Source organism: Kitasatospora sp. NEAU-CNBT7 (assembly GCF_057220535.1).
Genome location: NZ_JBXQQB010000014.1, coordinates 145,818 through 164,878, shown reverse-complemented (window position 1 = coordinate 164,878; position 19,061 = coordinate 145,818). Strand labels below are relative to the sequence as shown.

19 protein-coding genes are annotated in these 19,061 nt (G+C 73.7%); 2 read left to right on the top strand and 17 right to left on the bottom strand.

Features of this window, described 5'->3' with window-relative positions:
• Positions 1 to 132: 132 nt before the first annotated feature.
• The 5 genes from AC2TEW_RS20060 to AC2TEW_RS20040 form a co-directional block, all read right to left on the bottom strand.
• Positions 133 to 2,739, bottom strand: coding sequence for a hypothetical protein (locus AC2TEW_RS20060; protein ID WP_484624714.1), 2,607 nt, complete (start codon positions 2,737 to 2,739; stop codon positions 133 to 135).
• Complete coding sequence (gene pstA, locus AC2TEW_RS20055; protein WP_484624713.1) at positions 2,736 to 5,720, bottom strand: phosphate ABC transporter permease PstA; 2,985 nt, start codon at positions 5,718 to 5,720, stop codon at positions 2,736 to 2,738. Before pstA ends, AC2TEW_RS20060 begins: the two co-directional genes overlap by 4 nt.
• Positions 5,717 to 6,736, bottom strand: a complete 1,020-nt coding sequence (gene pstC / locus AC2TEW_RS20050) for a phosphate ABC transporter permease subunit PstC (RefSeq protein WP_484624712.1) — start codon at positions 6,734 to 6,736, stop codon at positions 5,717 to 5,719. The genes pstA and pstC overlap by 4 nt, the downstream gene beginning before the upstream one ends.
• Entirely contained in the window at positions 6,733 to 7,164 is a 432-nt protein-coding gene (locus tag AC2TEW_RS20045; RefSeq protein ID WP_484624711.1) for a hypothetical protein, read from the bottom strand. The genes pstC and AC2TEW_RS20045 overlap by 4 nt, the downstream gene beginning before the upstream one ends.
• A gap of 477 nt (positions 7,165 to 7,641) precedes the next feature.
• A complete protein-coding gene (locus AC2TEW_RS20040) occupies positions 7,642 to 8,235 on the bottom strand; it encodes a TetR/AcrR family transcriptional regulator (RefSeq protein ID WP_484624710.1) in 594 nt (197 codons plus the stop codon).
• A 124-nt stretch (positions 8,236 to 8,359) separates the two neighbouring features.
• Here AC2TEW_RS20040 and AC2TEW_RS20035 point away from each other — a divergent pair, with 124 nt between their 5' ends.
• Positions 8,360 to 8,767, top strand: coding sequence for a DUF4267 domain-containing protein (locus AC2TEW_RS20035; protein WP_484624709.1), 408 nt, complete (start codon positions 8,360 to 8,362; stop codon positions 8,765 to 8,767).
• Between the two features lie 87 nt (positions 8,768 to 8,854).
• Here the strand turns inward: AC2TEW_RS20035 and era are convergent, their stop codons facing one another.
• From era to AC2TEW_RS19985, 10 genes are all read right to left on the bottom strand, one after another.
• Complete coding sequence (gene era, locus AC2TEW_RS20030; RefSeq protein ID WP_484624708.1) at positions 8,855 to 9,784, bottom strand: GTPase Era; 930 nt, start codon at positions 9,782 to 9,784, stop codon at positions 8,855 to 8,857.
• Between the two features lie 47 nt (positions 9,785 to 9,831).
• Positions 9,832 to 9,996 carry a hypothetical protein gene (locus AC2TEW_RS20025; RefSeq protein WP_158515499.1) on the bottom strand — a complete coding sequence of 55 codons (165 nt, stop codon included), beginning with the start codon at positions 9,994 to 9,996 and terminating at the stop codon, positions 9,832 to 9,834.
• 84 nt (positions 9,997 to 10,080) lie between these two features.
• The gene (locus AC2TEW_RS20020; RefSeq protein WP_484624707.1) at positions 10,081 to 10,434 is read right to left on the bottom strand and encodes a cytidine deaminase-like protein; all 354 of its coding nucleotides are present in this window, start codon (positions 10,432 to 10,434) and stop codon (positions 10,081 to 10,083) included.
• 46 nt (positions 10,435 to 10,480) lie between these two features.
• A complete protein-coding gene (locus tag AC2TEW_RS20015) occupies positions 10,481 to 11,017 on the bottom strand; it encodes a DUF4383 domain-containing protein (protein WP_484624706.1) in 537 nt (178 codons plus the stop codon).
• Positions 11,018 to 11,203: 186 nt separating this feature from the next.
• Positions 11,204 to 11,434 carry a hypothetical protein gene (locus AC2TEW_RS20010; RefSeq protein ID WP_033820378.1) on the bottom strand — a complete coding sequence of 77 codons (231 nt, stop codon included), beginning with the start codon at positions 11,432 to 11,434 and terminating at the stop codon, positions 11,204 to 11,206.
• A 125-nt stretch (positions 11,435 to 11,559) separates the two neighbouring features.
• Complete coding sequence (locus AC2TEW_RS20005) at positions 11,560 to 12,885, bottom strand: hemolysin family protein (protein WP_484624705.1); 1,326 nt, start codon at positions 12,883 to 12,885, stop codon at positions 11,560 to 11,562.
• A gap of 13 nt (positions 12,886 to 12,898) precedes the next feature.
• Positions 12,899 to 13,393 (bottom strand): rRNA maturation RNase YbeY, encoded by a 495-nt coding sequence (gene ybeY / locus AC2TEW_RS20000; protein ID WP_033820379.1) that lies wholly within the window; start codon positions 13,391 to 13,393, stop codon positions 12,899 to 12,901.
• A 14-nt stretch (positions 13,394 to 13,407) separates the two neighbouring features.
• Positions 13,408 to 14,508: a PhoH family protein gene (locus AC2TEW_RS19995; protein WP_033820380.1), complete on the bottom strand. Its 1,101-nt coding sequence runs from the start codon at positions 14,506 to 14,508 to the stop codon at positions 13,408 to 13,410.
• 199 nt (positions 14,509 to 14,707) lie between these two features.
• Positions 14,708 to 15,628 (bottom strand): ribonuclease Z, encoded by a 921-nt coding sequence (locus tag AC2TEW_RS19990; protein WP_484624704.1) that lies wholly within the window; start codon positions 15,626 to 15,628, stop codon positions 14,708 to 14,710.
• Positions 15,629 to 15,632: 4 nt separating this feature from the next.
• Positions 15,633 to 15,986 carry an HIT domain-containing protein gene (locus tag AC2TEW_RS19985; RefSeq protein ID WP_484624736.1) on the bottom strand — a complete coding sequence of 118 codons (354 nt, stop codon included), beginning with the start codon at positions 15,984 to 15,986 and terminating at the stop codon, positions 15,633 to 15,635.
• A gap of 291 nt (positions 15,987 to 16,277) precedes the next feature.
• Here AC2TEW_RS19985 and AC2TEW_RS19980 point away from each other — a divergent pair, with 291 nt between their 5' ends.
• Complete coding sequence (locus AC2TEW_RS19980; protein WP_484624703.1) at positions 16,278 to 17,459, top strand: mechanosensitive ion channel family protein; 1,182 nt, start codon at positions 16,278 to 16,280, stop codon at positions 17,457 to 17,459.
• Here the strand turns inward: AC2TEW_RS19980 and AC2TEW_RS19975 are convergent.
• Both AC2TEW_RS19975 and AC2TEW_RS19970 read right to left on the bottom strand, forming a co-directional pair.
• On the bottom strand, positions 17,405 to 18,442 hold the full coding sequence (locus AC2TEW_RS19975; RefSeq protein WP_484624702.1) for a YihY/virulence factor BrkB family protein: 1,038 nt from the start codon (positions 18,440 to 18,442) through the stop codon (positions 17,405 to 17,407). The genes AC2TEW_RS19980 and AC2TEW_RS19975 overlap by 55 nt on opposite strands.
• Before the next feature lie 34 nt (positions 18,443 to 18,476).
• Positions 18,477 to 18,902: an SRPBCC family protein gene (locus AC2TEW_RS19970; protein WP_484624701.1), complete on the bottom strand. Its 426-nt coding sequence runs from the start codon at positions 18,900 to 18,902 to the stop codon at positions 18,477 to 18,479.
• Positions 18,903 to 19,061 lie beyond the last annotated feature (159 nt).

Here is a 19,061-nt window from a genome sequence, read left to right as displayed (position 1 = left end):
GGTGCGGGTGTTTCCGGGCACGGCCGATGGGCCCGTCGGCCGGGTGGCTCGGGTTCGCCTCCGGTCCCGGCGCACGGCGGTGCGCCGGGCGGGCGGTGGTGGAGCGGCGAAGGGAGCGGGAAGGCGGGTGGTTCAGGGGCGGCGTCGGCGCAGCAGCCTGGGCACGAAGATCCCGCCGGCGCTGGCCAGCAGGCCCGCCACCAGGACGCCGAGCAGCAGGTAGCGCAGCGATCCGACGTCGGTGCGGGCGGTGCGGCCCGCCGGGGCGGCGGCGACCGTCGGGGCGAGCGTGACGACGGTGTGGGCGGGCGCGGGGGTCTCGGGTGCGGGTGCGGCGGGCTCCGGGTGGTCGGCGGTGGCGGGCCGGCGGGACGGTGCGGCGGGTGCGGGCCCGTCGCCCGGCTCCTCGGCGGCCGCTGCGGTCTCGGACTTGCCGGCGCTGTCCTCGATGCGCTGCGCGACGGCCAGCGTCCTGGCCCGCATCGCCGCGGGCAACTGGACGTATCCGGCCGGGAGTTCGCCGATCGCGATGCCGGGCTGCTGGCCGGGTCCGACGGCGTAGCGCAGCAGGTCGGCGTAGGCCTTGCCGTCGCCGGCCACGAGTGCGGACGGCACGGTGGCGGCGTAGGTGATGGCCGTCAGCGGGTATCCGCCCGGGGTCTTCACCGCCGGGTCGACCACCTGCACCCCCGGGGCGCCGCCGTCGGTGGCGGCGGCCGCCGCGGCGAGCAGGGTGGCATCGGTGGCGGCGGTGAACTCCCCTGCGGCGTTGCGCAGTTTGGCGGTGGACAGGCCGTAGCGGGCGGCCTGGGCGGTGGTGGTGAGGGCGAGCACCCCGCGCAGCCCCTGGGGCTGCGGGACGGCCTTCTTGAGCGACGGCGGGATGCTGGAGGGGTCCCACTCGGTGCGGGCGAGGGTGTCACCGCGGGCGGCGGCCCGGGCGGCGTCGCGCATGCTGCCGCCGTAGGGGTGGCCGTCGAAGTTGCACCAGTCGGGCCGCTCGTCCTCCTTGTCGAACTTCTTGCAGTAGTCGTCGGCCTTGGCGTAGCCGGAGCGGGGCAGTTCGGGCCGGCCGTCGCCGAGGTACGCGGTGTTGATCGAGTGGTGCCAGACCGGGTCGGGCGTACCGTCCAGGAAGGCCTTGGCGTCCGGGTCGGCGAGCAGCCACTGCCAGACCGTCCGGGTGAGGTCGCCGTCGGCGGAGGGCACCAGCAGGTCGGCGATCCCGATCGGGAACGAGAGGCCCACGAACTGCGGGTTGATCTGCAGGAACTCCGGGTCGGTGACCAGGTCGCGGGGGTTGCCCGGCGGGACGTTGGGATCGCCGGGGTTGACCGCGTAGCGGTAGCTCTGGGTGAGCAGCTTGGCGATCAGCCGGGGGGTGAGGTTCATCTCCTGGATCCGCTGGCCGTCCTGCTTGGCGAGGTCGGGCGGGGTCAGCGAGTTGGACTGGCTCTCGATGTCGAAGGCCAGCACCAGGCCGGAGAGGCCGAGCGGGGCGTACACGGGGGTGCGGCCGTCGGCCTGGTCGGCGGGGGCCAGCGGCGCGCCGACGAAGACCAGGCCCGGGTTGCCGCGGGTCAGCCGGAGCCGGGCCAGGTCGTCGGTGGCCTGGCCGAAGTTGAAGATCCGGCCGGCCTGCCGGCAGACCGCCGGCTGCCAGCGCCAGATCATCTCGGCTGCGAACTCGGTTCCTACGGTGGGGAGTTCGGCACTGCCCAGCGGACAGGACAGTCCGACCGGCTCGAACCTGAGCGGCACCACCAGCCGGTGGCTCCAGTTGGTGGCCGACAGCGGTGAGGACTGCAGCCGGGCGGACGGGCCGGCCAGCGCGCTGCCGTCCACCTCGGTGGAGCCGCGCGGGACGATCACCAGCCAGCAGCGGCGGCCCTCGGTGAACGGCCCGGGCTGGTCCTTGGGGGTGTTGCCGCAGCCGAGGCCGGGTGCCTCGGCGCCGGTCTGGACCTCGAAGTAGACCTGCCCGGTGCCGTCGGAGCGGGTCGGTGCGAAGGGCACCTCGTTGGTGGACTGGATGTTGTAGAACTGGCTGCTGCCGTCGGTCTCGGCGGGATCCCCGGTGACCGGGCGGAACGGCGCGTAGACGTTCTGGCCGGGCCCGGCGGGCTTGAGCGGTTCGGCGGGGTCGACCAGGACGCGCCCGGGGTTGAGCTGGCGGCTCGGGACGAAGTCGCCGCCGCGGCTGTCGCCCTTGGTGGCGCCGTACTGGCACTGCTCGCGGTCCGGTCCGGTGTCGGCGTCGCCCCAGCACTGCATCAGGGTCAGGTAGTTCTGGCCGAAGACCAGCGGGCTGGGCTGGGTCTGCCGGCCGCCCTGCCAGGTGACCGAGACCACCTGGTTGACCAGGTGGGTGGTCTGGCTGACCGTCACCTGGAGTCCGGCGAACTCGCCGGTCCCGGTCACCGTCGCGCCGTCGGCGGGCGCCGCCGCGGAGGCGGCGGCCCGGGCCGTCGGCGTGCCGGCGGCGGGGGCGGTGCCGGCCGGGGAGGTTCCGGCGGCGGCCGGAGCGGCCGCGGTCCCGGCGGGCGACTGGTCGATGCCGACCGGCGCGCCCATCGGGTCCACCGGGATCTGCGGGGTGGCCGCGGCGCCGGCCGCCACCGCGGCGGGCGGCGGCCCCGGGTCGACGGAGAGCGCGGCACCGGCCGCGGTGGCGAGGACCAGGGTGAGGACGGCCGCGGTGCGCAGCGCCCGCAGCGCGGTCCGGGATCCGGCGGTCATCTCTCCCCCTCGGAGCCGTCGGCGGCGGCGCGGCGGGCCGAGCGGCCGGCGATCACCGGCGGGAGCACGATCACCGCGCCGAGCAGCAGGCCGGCCAGCACCATCAGGGTGTGCCGCAGCCCGGTTCCGGCGACGCCGGACAGCGCCACCGCGTCGGCGGTGTAGCGCTGTCCGCCGCCGCTCCCGCCGCCGTCACCGCCTGCCGCGGCGTCACCGCTCTGGTCGCCGGCTGCGGTGTCCGCGCCGTTGGGGGCCCCGGAGCCGCCACCGGAGGCGGCGGCCGGGGCGCCGGCACCGGCTCCGGCACCCGCCCCGGTCCCGGCCTTGCCGGGGTCGGCTCCGGCGCCGCCCGAACCGCCCTTGCTGACCGGGGTGACGGTCTTGTTGCCGCCGGTGCCGGTGGCGCACTGGGCGGCGGAGCCCTTCTTGTCGCAGTCCTTGGGCTGGTCGGCGCTGTCGGCGTACGGGTTGGCGCCGTTCTTGCCGAAGGTCGGGTTGTTGCACTTGGCGGCGTCGAAGGCGCGGCCCTCGCTGCCGGGGATCTTGGCGAGCTGCTCGAAGCCGGACTTCACCAGGTCCTGGGTGAGCGGGGAGTAGCCGCCGCCGTCGGCCTGCTGCTGGCCGTCGCACAGGAAGTAGTAGCCGAACGCGCCGAGGGTGCGGCCCTTGTCCTTGGTGAAGCTGTCCTTGGTCTCGGTGGTGTGCACCACCATGTAGCTGTAGCTGGACAGCGGGTAGGCGGCCGGCTCGGGGGCGTCGTACACGCCGTCGAGCTGCTGGGTGAGGTCGCCGGGGTTGATCTGGACGTGCTTGAGCGCGACCGAGACGTTCTTGCCCGCCGGTTCCACGTAGTAGCCCGCCGAGTTGAGCAGCTTGACCACCGGGAAGTGGCTGTTGAGCGCGTAGGAGTACTCGACGTAGGTGATGGTGCCGTCGTTGCGGTCGTTGGCGACGGTCTTGGCGACCGCGTCGGAGCTGCCGAGCGCGGGCCAGTTGGAACCCTCCAGCCGGGGGAACCAGGAGGTCATCGCGCAGGGCGCCTTGCGCGGCGTCTTCACGCAGTAGTCGTCCCAGATCGACTTGTACTTCTTGGCGAACCACGAGGTGAGCTGGGCGGTGGTGCCGGAGCCGTCGGAGCGGACCACCGGGCGCACCGGTGTCTCCGGCAGCCGCAGGCTGGGGTTCTCGGCCTGCACGGCGGGGTCGTTCCACTTGGTGATCTGGCCGGTGAAGAGCTTCACCACGGTCTCGCCGGACAGCCGCAGGTTGGTGACCCGGGTGCCGCCGATCTTCAGGTTGTACATGAACGAGGTACCGCCGGCCACGATCGGCAGGTAGGCGATCGGCCAGGGCGGGGGCGCGTCGACCTGGCCCTGGTCGGTGAGGTTGTACGGGATCTCGGTGACGGCGAAGTCGGTGCTGCCGTTCTTGAACTGGTTGCGGCCGAAGGTGGAGCCGCCCGGGTCGAAGTCGATGGTCATGCCGTACTGCTTGACGTTGCTGATCCACTGGTCGACCGCGTTGAAGCTCCAGGTCGAGCCGGCGCCGCCGATCCGGCGGTAGTCGTCGGCCCGGGCGCCGGGCGCACCGAGGGCCAGCGCGGATCCGAACACCGCCAGCGCGGCGAGCAGGGTGAGGGTGCGGGAGAGCGCTCGGCGCAGCACGGGGACCTTCCGGGCGGTTCGGTTCTGGTTCTGGCTCTGGTTCTGGTTCTGGTTCTGGTGCTGACCCTGGTGCCGGGTCCGGTGCCGGGTCTCGGCCCGGGGCAGGGCCCCGGCCTGCGCCGGGTGCTGTCCGGGGGCGGCGGCCCGGTGCATCCGGCGGACGTCCTCGGCGGAGCGCAGCGCCCGGCGTTCCTGCTGGCGCCGGGTCAGCTCGCCCGGTCCGCGCCCGCCGACCGCACGGGCCAGCAGGAACAGCGCCAGCACCAGGGCGAGCAGCACCGCCGCGGCGCCGAAGGCCCGGGCGACGTGCAGTTCGGAGGGGAACTTCACCAGCGTGAAGGCCATCAGCGGCAGCGAGGCCTGCGGGCTGGAGAACGGGTCGAAGTTGAGCAGCTTGGTGTAGCCGGAGCAGAGCAGGACCGGTGAGGTCTCGCCGATGCCGCGGGCGGCCGCCAGGATCACCGCGGTGGCCAGGCCCGAGCGGGCGCTCGGCAGGGTGACCGTCCAGACGGTCCGCCAGCGGCTGGCCCCGAGCGCGTAGGAGGCCTCCTTGAGCGAGGCCGGCACCAGCCGGAGCACCACGTCGGAGGCGCGGATCAGGATCGGCAGCATCATCACCGACAGCGCGACGCTCGCGGCGAAGCCGGACCTGCTCTGCCCGAGGCCGATCACCAGCACCGCGTAGACGAACAGGCCGGCCAGGATGGACGGCAGCGCGGTCATCGCCTCGACCAGGGTCCGCACCAGCCGGCTGAACCGGCCCGGCACCTCGCCGAGGAAGACCGCGCAGCTGATGCCGAGCGGGATGGTGATGCTCAGTCCGATGGCGATCTGGGTGAGGGTGCCGACGATGGCGTGCAGCGCCCCGCCCTTGTCCAGCGGGTCGGCGGGCCCGGCGGCGGAGAGGTCCTGGGTGAAGAAGTTGGGGTGGGCCAGCGCGGTCCGGCCGTGCCAGAAGACGTAGCTCACCGTCCACACCAGCACGCCGAGCAGCAGCAGCGCGATGCTCTGCACGACGACCGCGGCCAGCCGGTCGCGGACCGCCATCCGGCCCTCGTCGCGGGAGACCAGCGCGTACAGGCCGAGGAAGCAGAGCCAGGCGCAGACCACGAACCCGATCACGCCGCTGAGCGGGGCGATCCAGCGGAACAGCAGCGCGGTGACCGCGAGGGCACCGGCCAGGCTGGACCACAGTGCCCAGGTGTCGGCTCCGCGGCGGCCGCCGGTGCGGCGCCGGGGCGGGTCACTCCCGGCGGCGGGCGCCGGCACCACGGTGGTGGCGGGCCCGGCGGTGGCGGTGGGCGCGGTGGTGGTCATGAGCTGGCTCCCGAACGGCTGCGCGCCACCACCGCGGCCGCGGCGAAGTTGACGACCAGGGTGAGCAGGAAGAGCGCGAGACCGGCGGCCATCAGGGCGGAGATGGCGAACGGCGAGGAGTCCCCGTAGCGGAGCGCGATCATCGGGGCGACCGCGCTGCCGCCGGTCTGCAGGATGTGCGGCTGGATCTCGAACTGCATGGAGAGGATCAGGTAGACCGAGATGGTCTCGCCGAGCGCCCGTCCGAGGCCGAGCATGGTGCCGCCGATGATGCCGCCGCGGCCGAACGGCAGCACCACCGAGCGGATCATGCCCCAGCGGGTGGAGCCCAGCGCGTACGCGCCCTCGCGCTCGCCGGCCGGCGCCTGGTCGAAGACCTCGCGCATGATCGAGCACATGATCGGCGTGATCATGAAGGCGACCACGATGCCGGCCATCAGGCTGGAGGCGGTGAAGATGACCGGCGGGTTGAGCGGGTCGTCGAGGTCGATCCCGCGGGTGCGGAACAGCGGGAACCAGCCGGCGTAGGTGGCCAGCCAGCGGGCCACCCCGGCGAGTTGGTACTGGAGCAGGACGAAGCCCCAGACGCCGTAGACCACGCTGGGCACCGCGGCCATCAGGTCGACCAGGCCGATCAGCAGCCGCTTGGCGCGGCGCGGCGCGTACTCGCTGATGTACAGCGCGCAGCCGAGCGCCAGCGGCATCGCCAGGACCACCGCGATCCCGCCGATCAGCACGGTGCCGATCAGCACGGCGGCGATGCCGAAGTGGCCGTGGCCGGCGTCCGGGTTCCAGTCGGTGGTGGTGAGGAAGGACCAGCCGGCCACCCGCAGCGCCTGGACCGCGCGGACGGCGAGGTAGCCGCCGACGGCCAGCATCACCAGCAGGACCAGGGCTCCGCTGCCGCGCGCCCAGAGCAGGAACACCCGGTCGGCCAGGCCCGGGTTGACGGTCAGCGGGCGGGCGGTGGCGGCCGCCCCGGCCGGTTCGGCGGCGGTGCCGGCGGGCGCGCTCACACCAGGCTCCGCAGGGCGCCGCGCGGCTGCGGGACGGACCGGGCCGGCAGCGCCAGTGCCCTGGCCTGCTGCGGGCCGCCGGCCGCGGCGCTGAGCACGCCGGCCAGGAACAGTCCGAGGTTGTACTGGCACTCGCGCTGGCGGCGGAAGGCCCGGGTCGAGCTGGCCACCGGGACGTTCTCGAACTCCAGGCGCCAGCGCCAGAGCTGGCCGTGCTCGACGGTGCCGATGGTGGCCCGGAGCCGGTCGACCTGCTGCTGCAGCCGCTCGATCGAGGCCAGGCACGCGTCGGCGTCCCGGAAGGTCTCCTCGCTCTGCCCGAGGTGCCGGTTGTTGGCACCGAGCAGGCGCCACACCACGGCGTCACCCGTGCGCACCCCGTGCGGGTGCACGGGTCTGCTGACAAGGAGGAATCGCGGCTGTCCCATGCCCGGTGTCGCCTTCCGAAGCGCTCAGTGGCCGGAAGAGACCGTCTCGGCCCCGGGGGGATGAACGGATGCCGAGGCATGAACGCCGGACACGGAACCCGTGAACGGGTGGCGCGCCACTCCTCCACAAGTCGCGCACCACCCGTTCCGATCCGACGATAGATCAGGGGTGGTCGCGGGCCGCTGGACCGACGGTCGGTGGGCGACCGGAGGCGGCGTGGAGCGCCTCGGCGGTACACGTCCCGGACTCCGGCGGGCACCCCCCGAGGGCCCGTTCCGCGGGCCCCGGAGGCCCGTCGGACGGTCCGCGGCCGGGCGCCGCCCGCCGGGGCCGTCCGGGGTCCGGGGCCGAACGGATCCGGCCAAGCGCCCACCGCGGGCGCCCCGCGGCGGAGTTTGCCTCCCGTTGGTACGGGCACCCGGCCGGCCCGGCCCTCCCAACCGGAGACCAAGTGCGGGCGGCGGCCCCCGGACCGGTCAGCGCCCGGCGGGGAGCGCGGTGAGCTGACGGATCAGCAGGTCCACCCGGGCGTCGTGGTGCTGCGGGCGCAGCCGCCGGCCGGCGGCGAGGACGGCCAGGCCGTGCAGGGCGCCCCAGAGCACCTCGGCGAAGGTCTCCGGGTCGCCGCCGCGGGCCGCGGCGAGCGGCCCGACCACGGCGGAGAACTCCCCGAAGGCGGCCTTCAGCGGGGCGGGCGAGTTCTCGGTGCCGAATTCCAGGTCGGTCTCGTGGACGAACATCGCGGCGTAGAGCGCGGGCCGCTCCCGGGCGAACCCGAGGTAGACGCCGGCCAGCGCGCGCAGCGCCTCGGCGGGGTCGGGCAGGCCCGCCCGGGCCGCGCGCAGGGCGGCGGCGAGCTCCTCGAAGCCCTCGACGGCGACCGCGGCCACGATCGCGTCCCGGGACGCGAAGTGGCTGTAGAGGACCGGCTGACTGTACTCGACGGCTTCGGACAACCGGCGCGTGGTCACCGCGCCCCAGCCCTCCGCCTCGGCCAGCTCCCGCGCGGCTCGAATGATCAACTGGTGGCGTTCCGCCCGTTCGCGCTCCCGGCGCTGCTGTACGGCCATGGCTCGATCCTAGCACCGCTAGACATTCGAGCAGAGATAGTCCTAGCATCGATCCCAGACCTAGCAGCGCTAGGAAGCCAGTCGGTGCCCTCCGGGCACCGGCACGTCCTCCAGGGGGAACCAGATGTCCAGGCAGCGCATCACCACCGTGCTCGCGGTCCTGACCGGCGCCACGGTCGTCTTCTTCGGGCTCAACTTCCTGCTGAACCCGGCCGCCGCCGACGGCTTCGGCATCACCCCCTGGCCGCAGGGGAACGCCACCGGCTACTTCGTGGTCAAGGGCGTGCGGGACCTCGCGGTGGGCGGCACGGTGCTGGTCCTGCTCGCGCTCGGGCAGCGCCGCGCGCTCGGCTGGGTGGTCCTGCTCGACGCCCTCCTCCCGCTCGGCGACGCGACCGCCGTCACCACGCACGGCGGCACCCTCGGCTTCGCGCTGGCCGTGCACGGCTCGGCCGCCTGCGTGGTCCTGCTGACGGCGGCCCTGCTGCTCACCGAGGGCCGGACGGCCGCGGCACCCGCCGCCCGGGCCTGAGCGCCCCCGCGGGGCCGCCCCGGCCCCGGGAACGCCGGAGGCCGGCCGGACACCGCGTCCGGCCGGCCTCGTGGTGCGCGGGCCCGGTCAGAAACCGAGCTTGCGCAGCTGCTTCGGGTCCCGCTGCCAGTCCTTGGCCACCTTGACGTGCAGGTCCAGGTAGACCGGCGTGCCGAGGAGCGCCTCGATGTGCTTGCGGGCGGTGGTGCCGACGTGCTTGAGCCGGGCGCCCTTGGCGCCGATCACGATGGCCTTCTGGCTCTGCCGCTCGATGTAGACGTTGGCGTGGATGTCCAGCAGCGGCCGGTCGGCGGGACGGCCCTCGCGGGGGATCATCTCCTCGACCACCACGGCCAGCGAGTGCGGCAGCTCGTCGCGCACACCCTCCAGCGCGGCCTCGCGGATCAGCTCGGCGACCATGATCTGCTCGGGCTCGTCGGTGAGGTCGCCGTCCGGGTACAGCGGCGGGCCGGCCGGGAGCAGCTCGGTGAGCAGCTCGCCCACCAGCTCGACCTGCTGGTCGCCGACGGCGGAGACCGGGATGATCTCGGCCCACTCGATGCCGAGCTCGATGCCCAGCTGGTGGATCGCGATCAGCTGCTCGGCCAGCTTCTTGGAGTCGACCAGGTCGGTCTTGGTGACGATGGCGACCTTGGGGGTCTTCTTGACCTCGGCGAGCTCCTTGGCGATGAACTTGTCGCCGGGGCCGAGCTTCTGGTCGGCGGGCAGGCAGAAGCCGATCACGTCGACCTCGGCCCAGGTCGAGCGGACCAGGTCGTTGAGGCGCTCGCCGAGCAGCGTGCGGGGCTTGTGCAGGCCGGGCGTGTCCACCAGGACCAGCTGGGAGTCCGGGCGGTGCACGATGCCGCGCACGGTGTGGCGGGTGGTCTGCGGGCGGTCGGAGGTGATCGCGACCTTCGTCCCGACCAGCGCGTTGGTCAGGGTCGACTTTCCCGCGTTGGGACGGCCGACGAAGCACGCGAACCCGGAGCGGTACGGGGATGAAGGGGCACTCATGCCGACCATTCTCCCTGATCACCACGGGGTGGACGGACCAGCCCGGGTCAACCGGTCTTCTTGCCGCCTCCGGGCGAGGTCAGCGCACCGATCAGGACGAGCAGCAGCAGCACCAGCGAGCCGATCAGCCAGTACGGCGACCCGGTCTCCTTCCAGCGGCCGAACCCCATCACGGTCAGCAGCAGACCGGCGAAGAACGCCAGCACCCCCATGGTCCCCTCCCCGGACAGCCCGTGGTCACACTATCGGTCCGGACGGCCCGGGTGCCCCGGCCGGGGCACCCGGGTCCGGACGGCTCAGCGGGCCTCGGCCCGGACCCGCAGCGTCCCGTCCGGGCCGGCCAGCAGCACCGGGGTGCCGGCCCCGCCCAGGTCCCGGACGGCCGCGAGGTCGGCCTCGGCGGGGCTATCCGCGGCGGTGACCACGGCGGCCGCCTCCAGGCCCTTGGCGCCGCTGGCCACGGCCATCGCCACGGCGGTCTGCAGGGCGCTCAGCCGCAGCGACTCCAGCGCGACGGTGCCGGCCACGTAGGTCCGGCCGGTCTCGTCACGTACCGCGGCCCCCTCCGCCACGCCGTTGCGGGCGCGGGCGGAGCGGGCCAGCGTGATGATCTTCTTGTCCTCGGGGTCCAGCCCGGTCAGCTCACTCATGAGGCCTGAGCATAGGCGGCGGGCCGACCGCGCCGTCCGGGGTGTCTCAGTGGCCGGTCGGCCGGGGGTCGCCGGGCCGCATCACCTTGACCAGGGCGGGCGGGCCGTTGGGCAGCGTCTCGGGCTTGCTGTGGCGCTGCTTCCAGTACGGGTTGTCCTGCGGGAGGTGGCTGCTGACCCTGCCGTACATGCCGAAGGTCAGCACCACGAAGCCGAACACGAAGCTGAAGATCACGTTGGGGATCCGGAACGCCAGCCGGTTGGCGCTGCTGTCCAGCACCATCAGGCCGACGAAACCGGCCAGGATGAAGAGCACCCCCATGATCATGTTGATGTTCGAGGCGATGTTGCCGCCGATCACCGCTCCGGCGATCAGGATCACGCCGGCGATGATGGAGATCACGCTCAGGGTGCCGTTGCTCGACAGCCCGATGACCTCCTTGCCCTGGGTGTCGAGGAAGCTCGGGTGGTCCAGCAGCCCGAGGATGCCGAAGACCAGCAGGAACACCCCGCCGAGTCCGGCGCCGACCCGGTACACCTGGCCGAGCCGGTGGTCGACGGGCAGTTCGTCCTGCAGTTTCATGGAGACCTCCTGGCCTGGGGTCCAGGCCGTGTCCGACCATTCGCGTCGGATCAGCGCGCGGCGTCGGGCGCCCGGCTGGGCGTGCCGGCGGAGCGCCCTCGTACTGGGTCGTACTTGGGCGATTCGCCGGTGCGTCCAGGCGGGATGCGCGGCGTCGGGCGCCCGGCGGGAATTGTCAGACACGGTCTAACCGTGTTCGGCGCCGTGGAACGGCACCTCGTGCAGATACAGGGACCCGCACTGCTGGCAGATGCGCAGGCCCGTCCCCCATGCCGTCTCCGGCTTGCTCTCGGCCCCGGGGTCGACCGGGGCGCCGCACATGGCCATGGTGGGTTCGCCGGTCCGGACGACGTGCCACTTGAGCACGGCACCGGACGGACCCTCGGGCCCGTACTCCGCACGCAACTGATGTGCCATGACTTCATGGTCGGGAGCGTCCGGAGGACTGGTCAAACGGGCCGTAGCTTCGTACGAGGACGGAACGGCCCGCGGGGTGGCACCCCGCGGGCCGTCCTGTCCGAACCGGGCCGTCCTCGGCCGGGTCAGTCGGTGTCCGGGTCCTCGTCCTCGTCCGCCGTGCGGACCGGGGCCGCCACGACGGTGCCGATCCGGTTGCGGCGGCCGGCCGAGCTCTCGGCGGTCAGCCGGATCGCGGTCAGGTCGGTCACCGACTCGTCCGGGACCGGGATCTCGCAGGAGGACCCGGGGATCGGCACCCGGCCGAGCCGCTTGCCCAGCAGGCCGCCGACGGTCTCCACGTCCTCGTCGGCCAGCTCGATCCCGAACAGCTCGCCGAGGTCCTCGACCAGCAGCCGGGCGGTGATCCGGTACGAGCCGTCGCCGAGGTCCTCGACCGGGGCGATCTCCCGGTCGTACTCGTCGGTGATCTCGCCGACGATCTCCTCCAGGATGTCCTCGATGGTGACCAGGCCGGCGGTGCCGCCGTACTCGTCGATCACGATCGCCACGTGCGAGCGCATCTGCTGCATCTCGCGCAGCAGGTCGGCCGCGGGCTTCGAGTCCGGGACGAACACCGCGGGGCGCATCACCGAGCCGACCGGCTCCGACTCGGAGTCCCGGTTGATGTGGGTGCGCCGGACCAGGTCCTTGAGGTAGACGATGCCGACCACGTCGTCCTCGTTGTCACCGACCACCGGGATCCGGGAGAAGCCGGAGCGCAGCGCCAGGGTCAGGGTCTGCCGGACGGTCTTGTGCCGCTCGATCATCACCAGGTCGGTGCGCGGCACCATCACCTCGCGGACGATGGTGTCGCCCAGCTCGAAGACCGAGTGCACCATCCGGCGCTCCTCGTCCTCGATCAGGTCGTCCTGCTCGGCCAGGTCGACCAGGGCGCGCAGTTCGGCCTCGGAGGCGAACGGGCCCTCCCGGTACCCCTTGCCCGGGGTCAGCGCGTTGCCGAGCAGGATCAGCAGCTTGGGGATCGGGCCGAGGATCCGGGCCAGCGGCAGCAGCACGAAGGTCGCCGCGGTGGCCGTGGTCAGCGGGTGCTGGCGGCCGATCGTGCGGGGCGAGACGCCGACCGCGACGAAGGACACCAGCACCATCACGCCGAACGCCACCAGGACGGCCTGCCAGGTGCTGTCGAAGGACCGGACGCAGACCACCGTGACCAGCACGGCGGCCGCCATCTCGGCGGCCACCCGGATCAGGGTGGCCAGGTTCAGGTAGCGGATGGTGTCGGAGGTCAGCACCAGCAGCCGGTCGGAGCCGCGCCGGCCGGCCCGGTGGGCCTCCTCCGCGCGGAACCGGGAGATCCGGGAGATCCCGGCCTCGGCGCAGGCGGCCAGCCAGCCGAGCACCACCAGCAGCAGAGCTCCGACCAGGAAGCTCGTACTCGCACCGCTCACAGACGGCCGGCCCTCAGTGGACGGTCGGCGCCGGGGAGAGCCCCGACAGTCCGCGACCGGCCCGCCAGCCGTCCAGGATCCGCTTCTGGAGCGCGAACATCTCGCGCTCCTCCTCGGGCTCCTCGTGGTCGTAGCCGAGCACGTGCAGCACGCCGTGGACGGTGAGCAGCTGCAGCTCGTCGTCCATGGCGTGCTTGGTGGGGGCGGCCAGGCCCTGCTGCTTCGCCACCTCCGGGCAGAGCACGATGTCGCCGAGCAGGCCCTGCGGCAGGTCCTCGCCCTCCTTGCCGGGGCGCAGCTCGTCCATCGGGAAGGACATCACGTCGGTGGGGCCCGGCAGGTCCATCCACTGCACGTGCAGCTCGGCCATGGCCTCGCTGTCGACCAGGATCACGGAGAGCTCGGACTGCGGGTGGATCCGCATCTTGTCGAGGGCGTAGCGGGCGACGTCGAGGATGGCTTCCTCGTCGGCGTCCCACCCGGACTCGTTGGCGATGTCGATCGACATGGAGGGTTCGGTACTCAGCTTTCGGCGCGATGGGACTGCCGGGGCGCACGCGCGCCCCGGCGCTGGACGGGTTTGGTGCGGGCGGTGCCGGCCTCGTCGGCCTCCTGCTGGGCGTCCCAGCGCTCGTAGGCGTCCACGATCCGGCCGACCAGCTTGTGCCGGACCACGTCGGTGCTGGTCAGCACCGAGAAGTGGATGTCCTGGACGTCGGCCAGGATCTCCTGGACGACCTTGAGGCCGCTGCGGGTGCCGCCGGGGAGGTCGATCTGGCTGGTGTCGCCGGTGACCACCACCCGGGAGTTGAAGCCCAGGCGGGTGAGGAACATCTTCATCTGCTCGGGCGAGGTGTTCTGGGCCTCGTCCAGGATGATGAAGGCGTCGTTCAGGGTGCGGCCGCGCATGTACGCGAGCGGGGCGACCTCGATGGTGCCGGCCGCCATCAGCCGCGGGATGGAGTCGGGGTCCATCATGTCGTGCAGCGCGTCGTACAGCGGGCGCAGGTAGGGGTCGATCTTCTCGTACAGGGTGCCGGGCAGGAAGCCCAGCCGCTCCCCCGCCTCGACGGCCGGCCGGGTCAGGATGATCCGGTTGACCTCCTTGGCCTGCAGCGCCTGCACGGCCTTGGCCATCGCCAGGTAGGTCTTGCCGGTGCCGGCCGGGCCGAGGCCGAAGACGATGGTGTGCTTGTCGATCGCCTCGACGTAGCGCTGCTGGTTGAGCGTCTTGGGGCGGATGGTGCGGCCCCGGTTGGAGAGGATGTTCGCCGTGAAGACCTCGGACGGGGCCGGGTGGGCCGGGTCCTCGGCGGCCTTCCTGAGCATCGCGATGGAACGCTCCACGGCGTCCTCCGTCAGGGGCTGGCCGGTGCGCAGCACCAGCATCATCTCGCTGAAGAGCTGTTCGACGAGCTTGATCTCGGCCTGGTCGCCGGTGGCGGTGACCTCGTTGCCGCGGACGTGGATGTCGGCGTCGGGGAAGCCGCTCTCGATCACCCGCAGGAGCGAGTCGGCCGCCCCCAGCAGGGTGACCATCGGGTGCTTCTCCGGAATGACGATCCGGGTGCTGGCCGCGTCGGGACGGTGACCGTTGGTTCGGGTCTGCGGTGTGTCACTCATGGGTCGGCGCTGAGGCCTGCTCATCCCATCTGTCGAGTCGTGGTGCCGCGCGGGCTCTCCGGGTCACCAGGGTACGCCGCGCAGATGTTCGCTGCGGCGGCGCGGCACCCCGGGCGGCGCATCCGATGCTGGACCCGCGCGGCCGGTGAGGCGAATGGTTTTCCGGTCATCGCCGCGGCGGGACCGGCACCCTGGCGAGTCATCGCCGCGGCGGGACCGGCACCCTGGCGAGGTCCTCGGCGACCACGATCTCGCCGTCGAAGTGCGCGCGGGCCTCGGCGAGATGGCCGTCCAGGGCCGGGTAGCGCTGCGAGAAGTGGGTGAGGAGCAGGGTCCGCACCCCGGCCTCGGCAGCCACCCGGGCGGCCTGGGCGGCGGTCAGGTGGCCGTGCTCCTCGGCCAGCCGGGCGTCGGCGTCCAGGAAGGTCGCCTCGATCACCAGCAGGTCGGCGCCGTCGGCGAGCTCGTGGACGCCCGGGCACAGCCGGGTGTCCATCACGAACGCGAACCGCTGGCCCGGCCGGGCCTCGCTGACCTCGTCCAGGGTGACGGTGCGGCCGTCCTCCAGGGTGACCGAGCCCTCCTGCTGGAGCCGGCCGACCAGCGGCCCGCGCAGGCCGAGCGCGGCGAGCCGCCCCGGCACCAGCCGGCGGCCGTCCGGTTCGGTGAGCCGGTAGCCGAAGGAGTCCACCGGGTGCGAGAGGCGGACGGCGGAGAGCTCGAACGGCGCGCCGGGCGCGGACAGCGGGCCGGCCACCGGGATCGGGCGGGGCCGCAGCCGGGCGCTCTCGTGGTAGGCGGTCGCGTACCGCAGCCGGTCGAAGAACACCTGGCCGCTGGCCGGGTAGTAGACGTCCACCGGGTGCGGGACCCGGTCCAGGTTGATCCGCTGGATCACCCCGGCCAGGCCCAGCGAGTGGTCGCCGTGGAAGTGGGTGACGGCGATCCGGGTGATCCCGGTGGCCGAGACCCCGGCGTGCAGCATCTGCCGCTGGGTGCCCTCGCCGGGGTCGAAGAGCAGGCCCTCGCCGTCCCAGCGGAGCAGGTAGCCGTTGTGGTTGCGGTGCCGGGTGGGCACCTGGCTGGCGGTGCCCAGGACGACGAGTTCGCGCTGTGACACCGGATCAGACCAGGCCCTCGCGGAGCGGCTCGCCGCCCAGCACGTGCACGTGGGCGTGGAACACGGTCTGGCCGGCACCCGCACCGGTGTTGAAGATCAGCCGGTAGTCCGAGAGACCGTCGGCGGCGGCGACCTCGCCGGCCTCGGTGAGCAGTTCGGCGGCGACGGCGGGCTCGGCGGCGGCGAGCGCGGCGGCGTTCGGGTAGTGCACCGCGGGGATGACCAGGACGTGGGTGGGGGCCTGCGGGTGGATGTCCCGGAAGGCGACGGTGTCCGCGGTCCTGCGGACCACGGTGGCCGGGATCTCGCCCGCCACGATCTTGCAGAACACGCAGTCGGACTGCGGCTCGCCGGCCATCTCGCTCTCCTCGCGCTGATCGGTCGTCACCGGCCGGTGCCGGTGTCGGCGGCAGCCTAGCCGAGTCGGCGGGCCCCGGGGCCGGGCGGCCGGGGCGAGGCACCCGCCGCCGGGGCCGGCCCGGATGTTTGAAGACGTCTCAGCGGGCAGGCGACGGACGGCGCCGTCCCGTTCGCCGGCGCCCGGCGTCGAGGCCCCGGCCCGCTCCCCTCCCGGGGCCTCGACGCGTACCCGGGGACCGGCCGCCCCCGACCCGGCCCCCGACCCCGACCGTGTCAGGAGGAGACCCGCATGCCGATCTGGACCGTCCTTCGCCCGCTCCTGGTGGCGGCCGCCGTGCCGGCCGCCGTGTTGGCCGTGGACCGGCTGCTGCTGCTGGCCGTCGCCCGGCTGTCGGCCGCCCGGCCCGGCGCCCGGCGCTGGCAGCTGCTGCGGCGCTGCCGGATACCCGCCCTGGTGACGGCGGGGGCCGCGCTGCTGCTCGGCAGCGAGCCGGCCGCCGGCCTGGGCGCGGGGGTGCGCCCGCCGGTCCGGCACGGCCTGCTGCTGGCGCTGCTGGTCAGCGCGGGCTGGCTGGCCGCACGGACCGTCTCGCTGTTCATCGAGTCCGCGCTGACCCGGTACGCGGCCGGGCGGCGCGACCCCGGGCGGGTGCGCCGGGCGCGGACCCAGGCCGACCTGGTCGGCCGGATCTCCGACGTGGCCATCGCGGTGCTCACGCTGGCCGCCGCGCTGATGACCTTCCCGGCGGTCCGCGCGGTCGGCGCCAGCCTGCTCGCCTCGGCCGGCCTGCTCGGGCTGGTGGCGGGCGTGGCGGCGCAGTCCTCGCTGGCCAACCTGTTCGCCGGGATCCAGCTGGCCTTCGGCGACATGGTGCGGATCGGTGACGTCGTGGTGGTGGCCGGCGAGTGGGGCACGGTGGAGGAGATCACCCTCACCGCGGTGGTGATCGCCACCTGGGACCAGCGGCGGATCGTGATGCCTGTGTCGTACTTCGCCGGCAAGCCGTTCGAGAACTGGTCCCGGCGCGACCCCGGCATCACCGGCACCGTGCTGCTCCACCTCGACCACCGCACGCCGGTCGGCGAGCTGCGCACCGAGTTCGAGAAGCTGCTGGCCGACGACGGCCGCTGGGACGGCACCGGCCGGGCGCTCCAGGTGGTCGACACCACCCCGAGCACCATCGTGGTCCGGGCGCTGATGACCGCGCCCGACGCCGAGCAGGCCTTCGAGCTGCGCTGCGCGGTCCGCGAGCACCTGGTCGCCTTCCTGCGGGACCGGCACCCGTACGCGCTGCCCCGGATCGCCGTCGGGCGGGCGGAGCCGGGCGGCCCCGGCGCGCAGCACGACGCCGCGGCGGAGCACGGCACGGCGGCGGGGCACGACGTGGCGGCGGGCCCCGGGACGGCGGCGGTGCCTCACCCGGCCCCGGCGCGGTCCTTCGACGGGGACGGCGCGGACGGCGGGCGGTAGCCGCCGGACCGGCCCGGGCCGACGTCCCCGGCGGCGTCGGCGTCCCCGACATCCCCGACGTCCCCGACGTCCCCGGCGTCCCGGGCGGCGTCGGCGTCCCCGGCGGCGTCGGCGTCCCCGGACTCCTTCGCCCGGGCCAGCCCGGCGTCGACCTCCAGGCCGAGCAGGATCGCGAGGTTGGTCAGCCACAGCCAGACCAGGAACACCATCACCCCGGCCAGCGCGCCGTACATCCGGCTGTAGGTGTCCACGTACGCCGCGTACAGCGCGAAACCGCCGGAGGCCGCCAGCCAGAGCGCCACCGCCAGCGCGCTGCCGGGGGTGACCAGGCGCAGCCGCCGGGAGCGCAGGTCGGGGGCCGAGCGGTAGAGCACCGTGACCATCAGGGTGACCAGCAGCACCAGCGCGGGCCACTTCGCCACCGACCACAGGGTCAGGCCGAAGTCCCCGACGCCCAGGGCCCGGCCGGCCTGCGCGGCGAGCGGGCCGGTGAACACCACGATCGTCACGCCCGCCGCCAGCAGCACCACCAGGACGGCGGTCAGCACCAGCCGTACCGGCGCCAGCAGCCACAGCGGCCGGTGCTCGCGGACGCCGTACGCGGTGTTGGCGGAGCGGATGAACGCGCCGACGTACCCGGAGGCCGACCAGAGCGCGCCGACCGCCCCCAGCGTCGCGAACACCCCGCCGGCCCCGGCGTTCTGCTGCACCTGGCCGACGCCGTCGCGCAGGACGTCGCCGGCCGGGCCGGGTGCCAGCCGGCGCAGCCCGTCCATCACCTGCCCGGTGGGGGACGGGCCCGCCAGGCCGAGCAGGCCGGTGAGCAGCAGCAGGCCGGGGAAGAGCGCCAGCACGCCGTAGTAGGTCAGTGCGGCCGCCCGGTCGAAGAGTTCGTCACCGAGCAGTTCGCGGCCGGTGCGCCGCAGGACGGTGCGCCGGAGCGCGGCGGCCCGGCTGCGGGGTCGCTCGGCGGTGGGCGGCATGTTTCGATCTCCTCTGCGGCGGCGGGTCGGTGGTTCAGGCGGCCTGGCTGCGGCGCTCGACGTGGTCCTTGAACTCCTGCAGGCAGCGGTGCACCTGGTGGGCGACGAAGCCCAGCCGGTCGCCGATCAGGTCGATCACGCCGTGCGGGGTGTGGTCCAGCTGGAGCATGATCCTGGTACGGCCCGCGCCCAGGTCGTGGAAGGTGGCCACGCCCGACTGCTCGGCGCCGTCCACCGAGCGCCAGGCGATCCGCTCCCCCGCGATCCGTTCGGTGATCTCGGCGTCGAACTCCCGCTGGACGCCGTCCACCCGGGCCACCCAGTGCACCGTACCGCCGGGGCCCGGCACCACCTCCTCGACCCCGCTCATGAACCGCGGGAACGCGGACACCCGGCACCACTGCTCGTAGACGGCCCCCACCGGCGCCGCCACCTCGATCGACTCCTCGGTCCTGGACATGGCTCCTCCTCGGCTCGCGCGATGCTCGTGTCGCGGCTCGTCTGCCCGCCCCGGGCCGCCGCACGCAGGCCCGCCGCCAGGTCGTGGACGATGCATCAACTCGACTTGAGATCCGAACAGTTGACCGGCATGCTGCCGCTCCGGATCCGCTTGACCCGG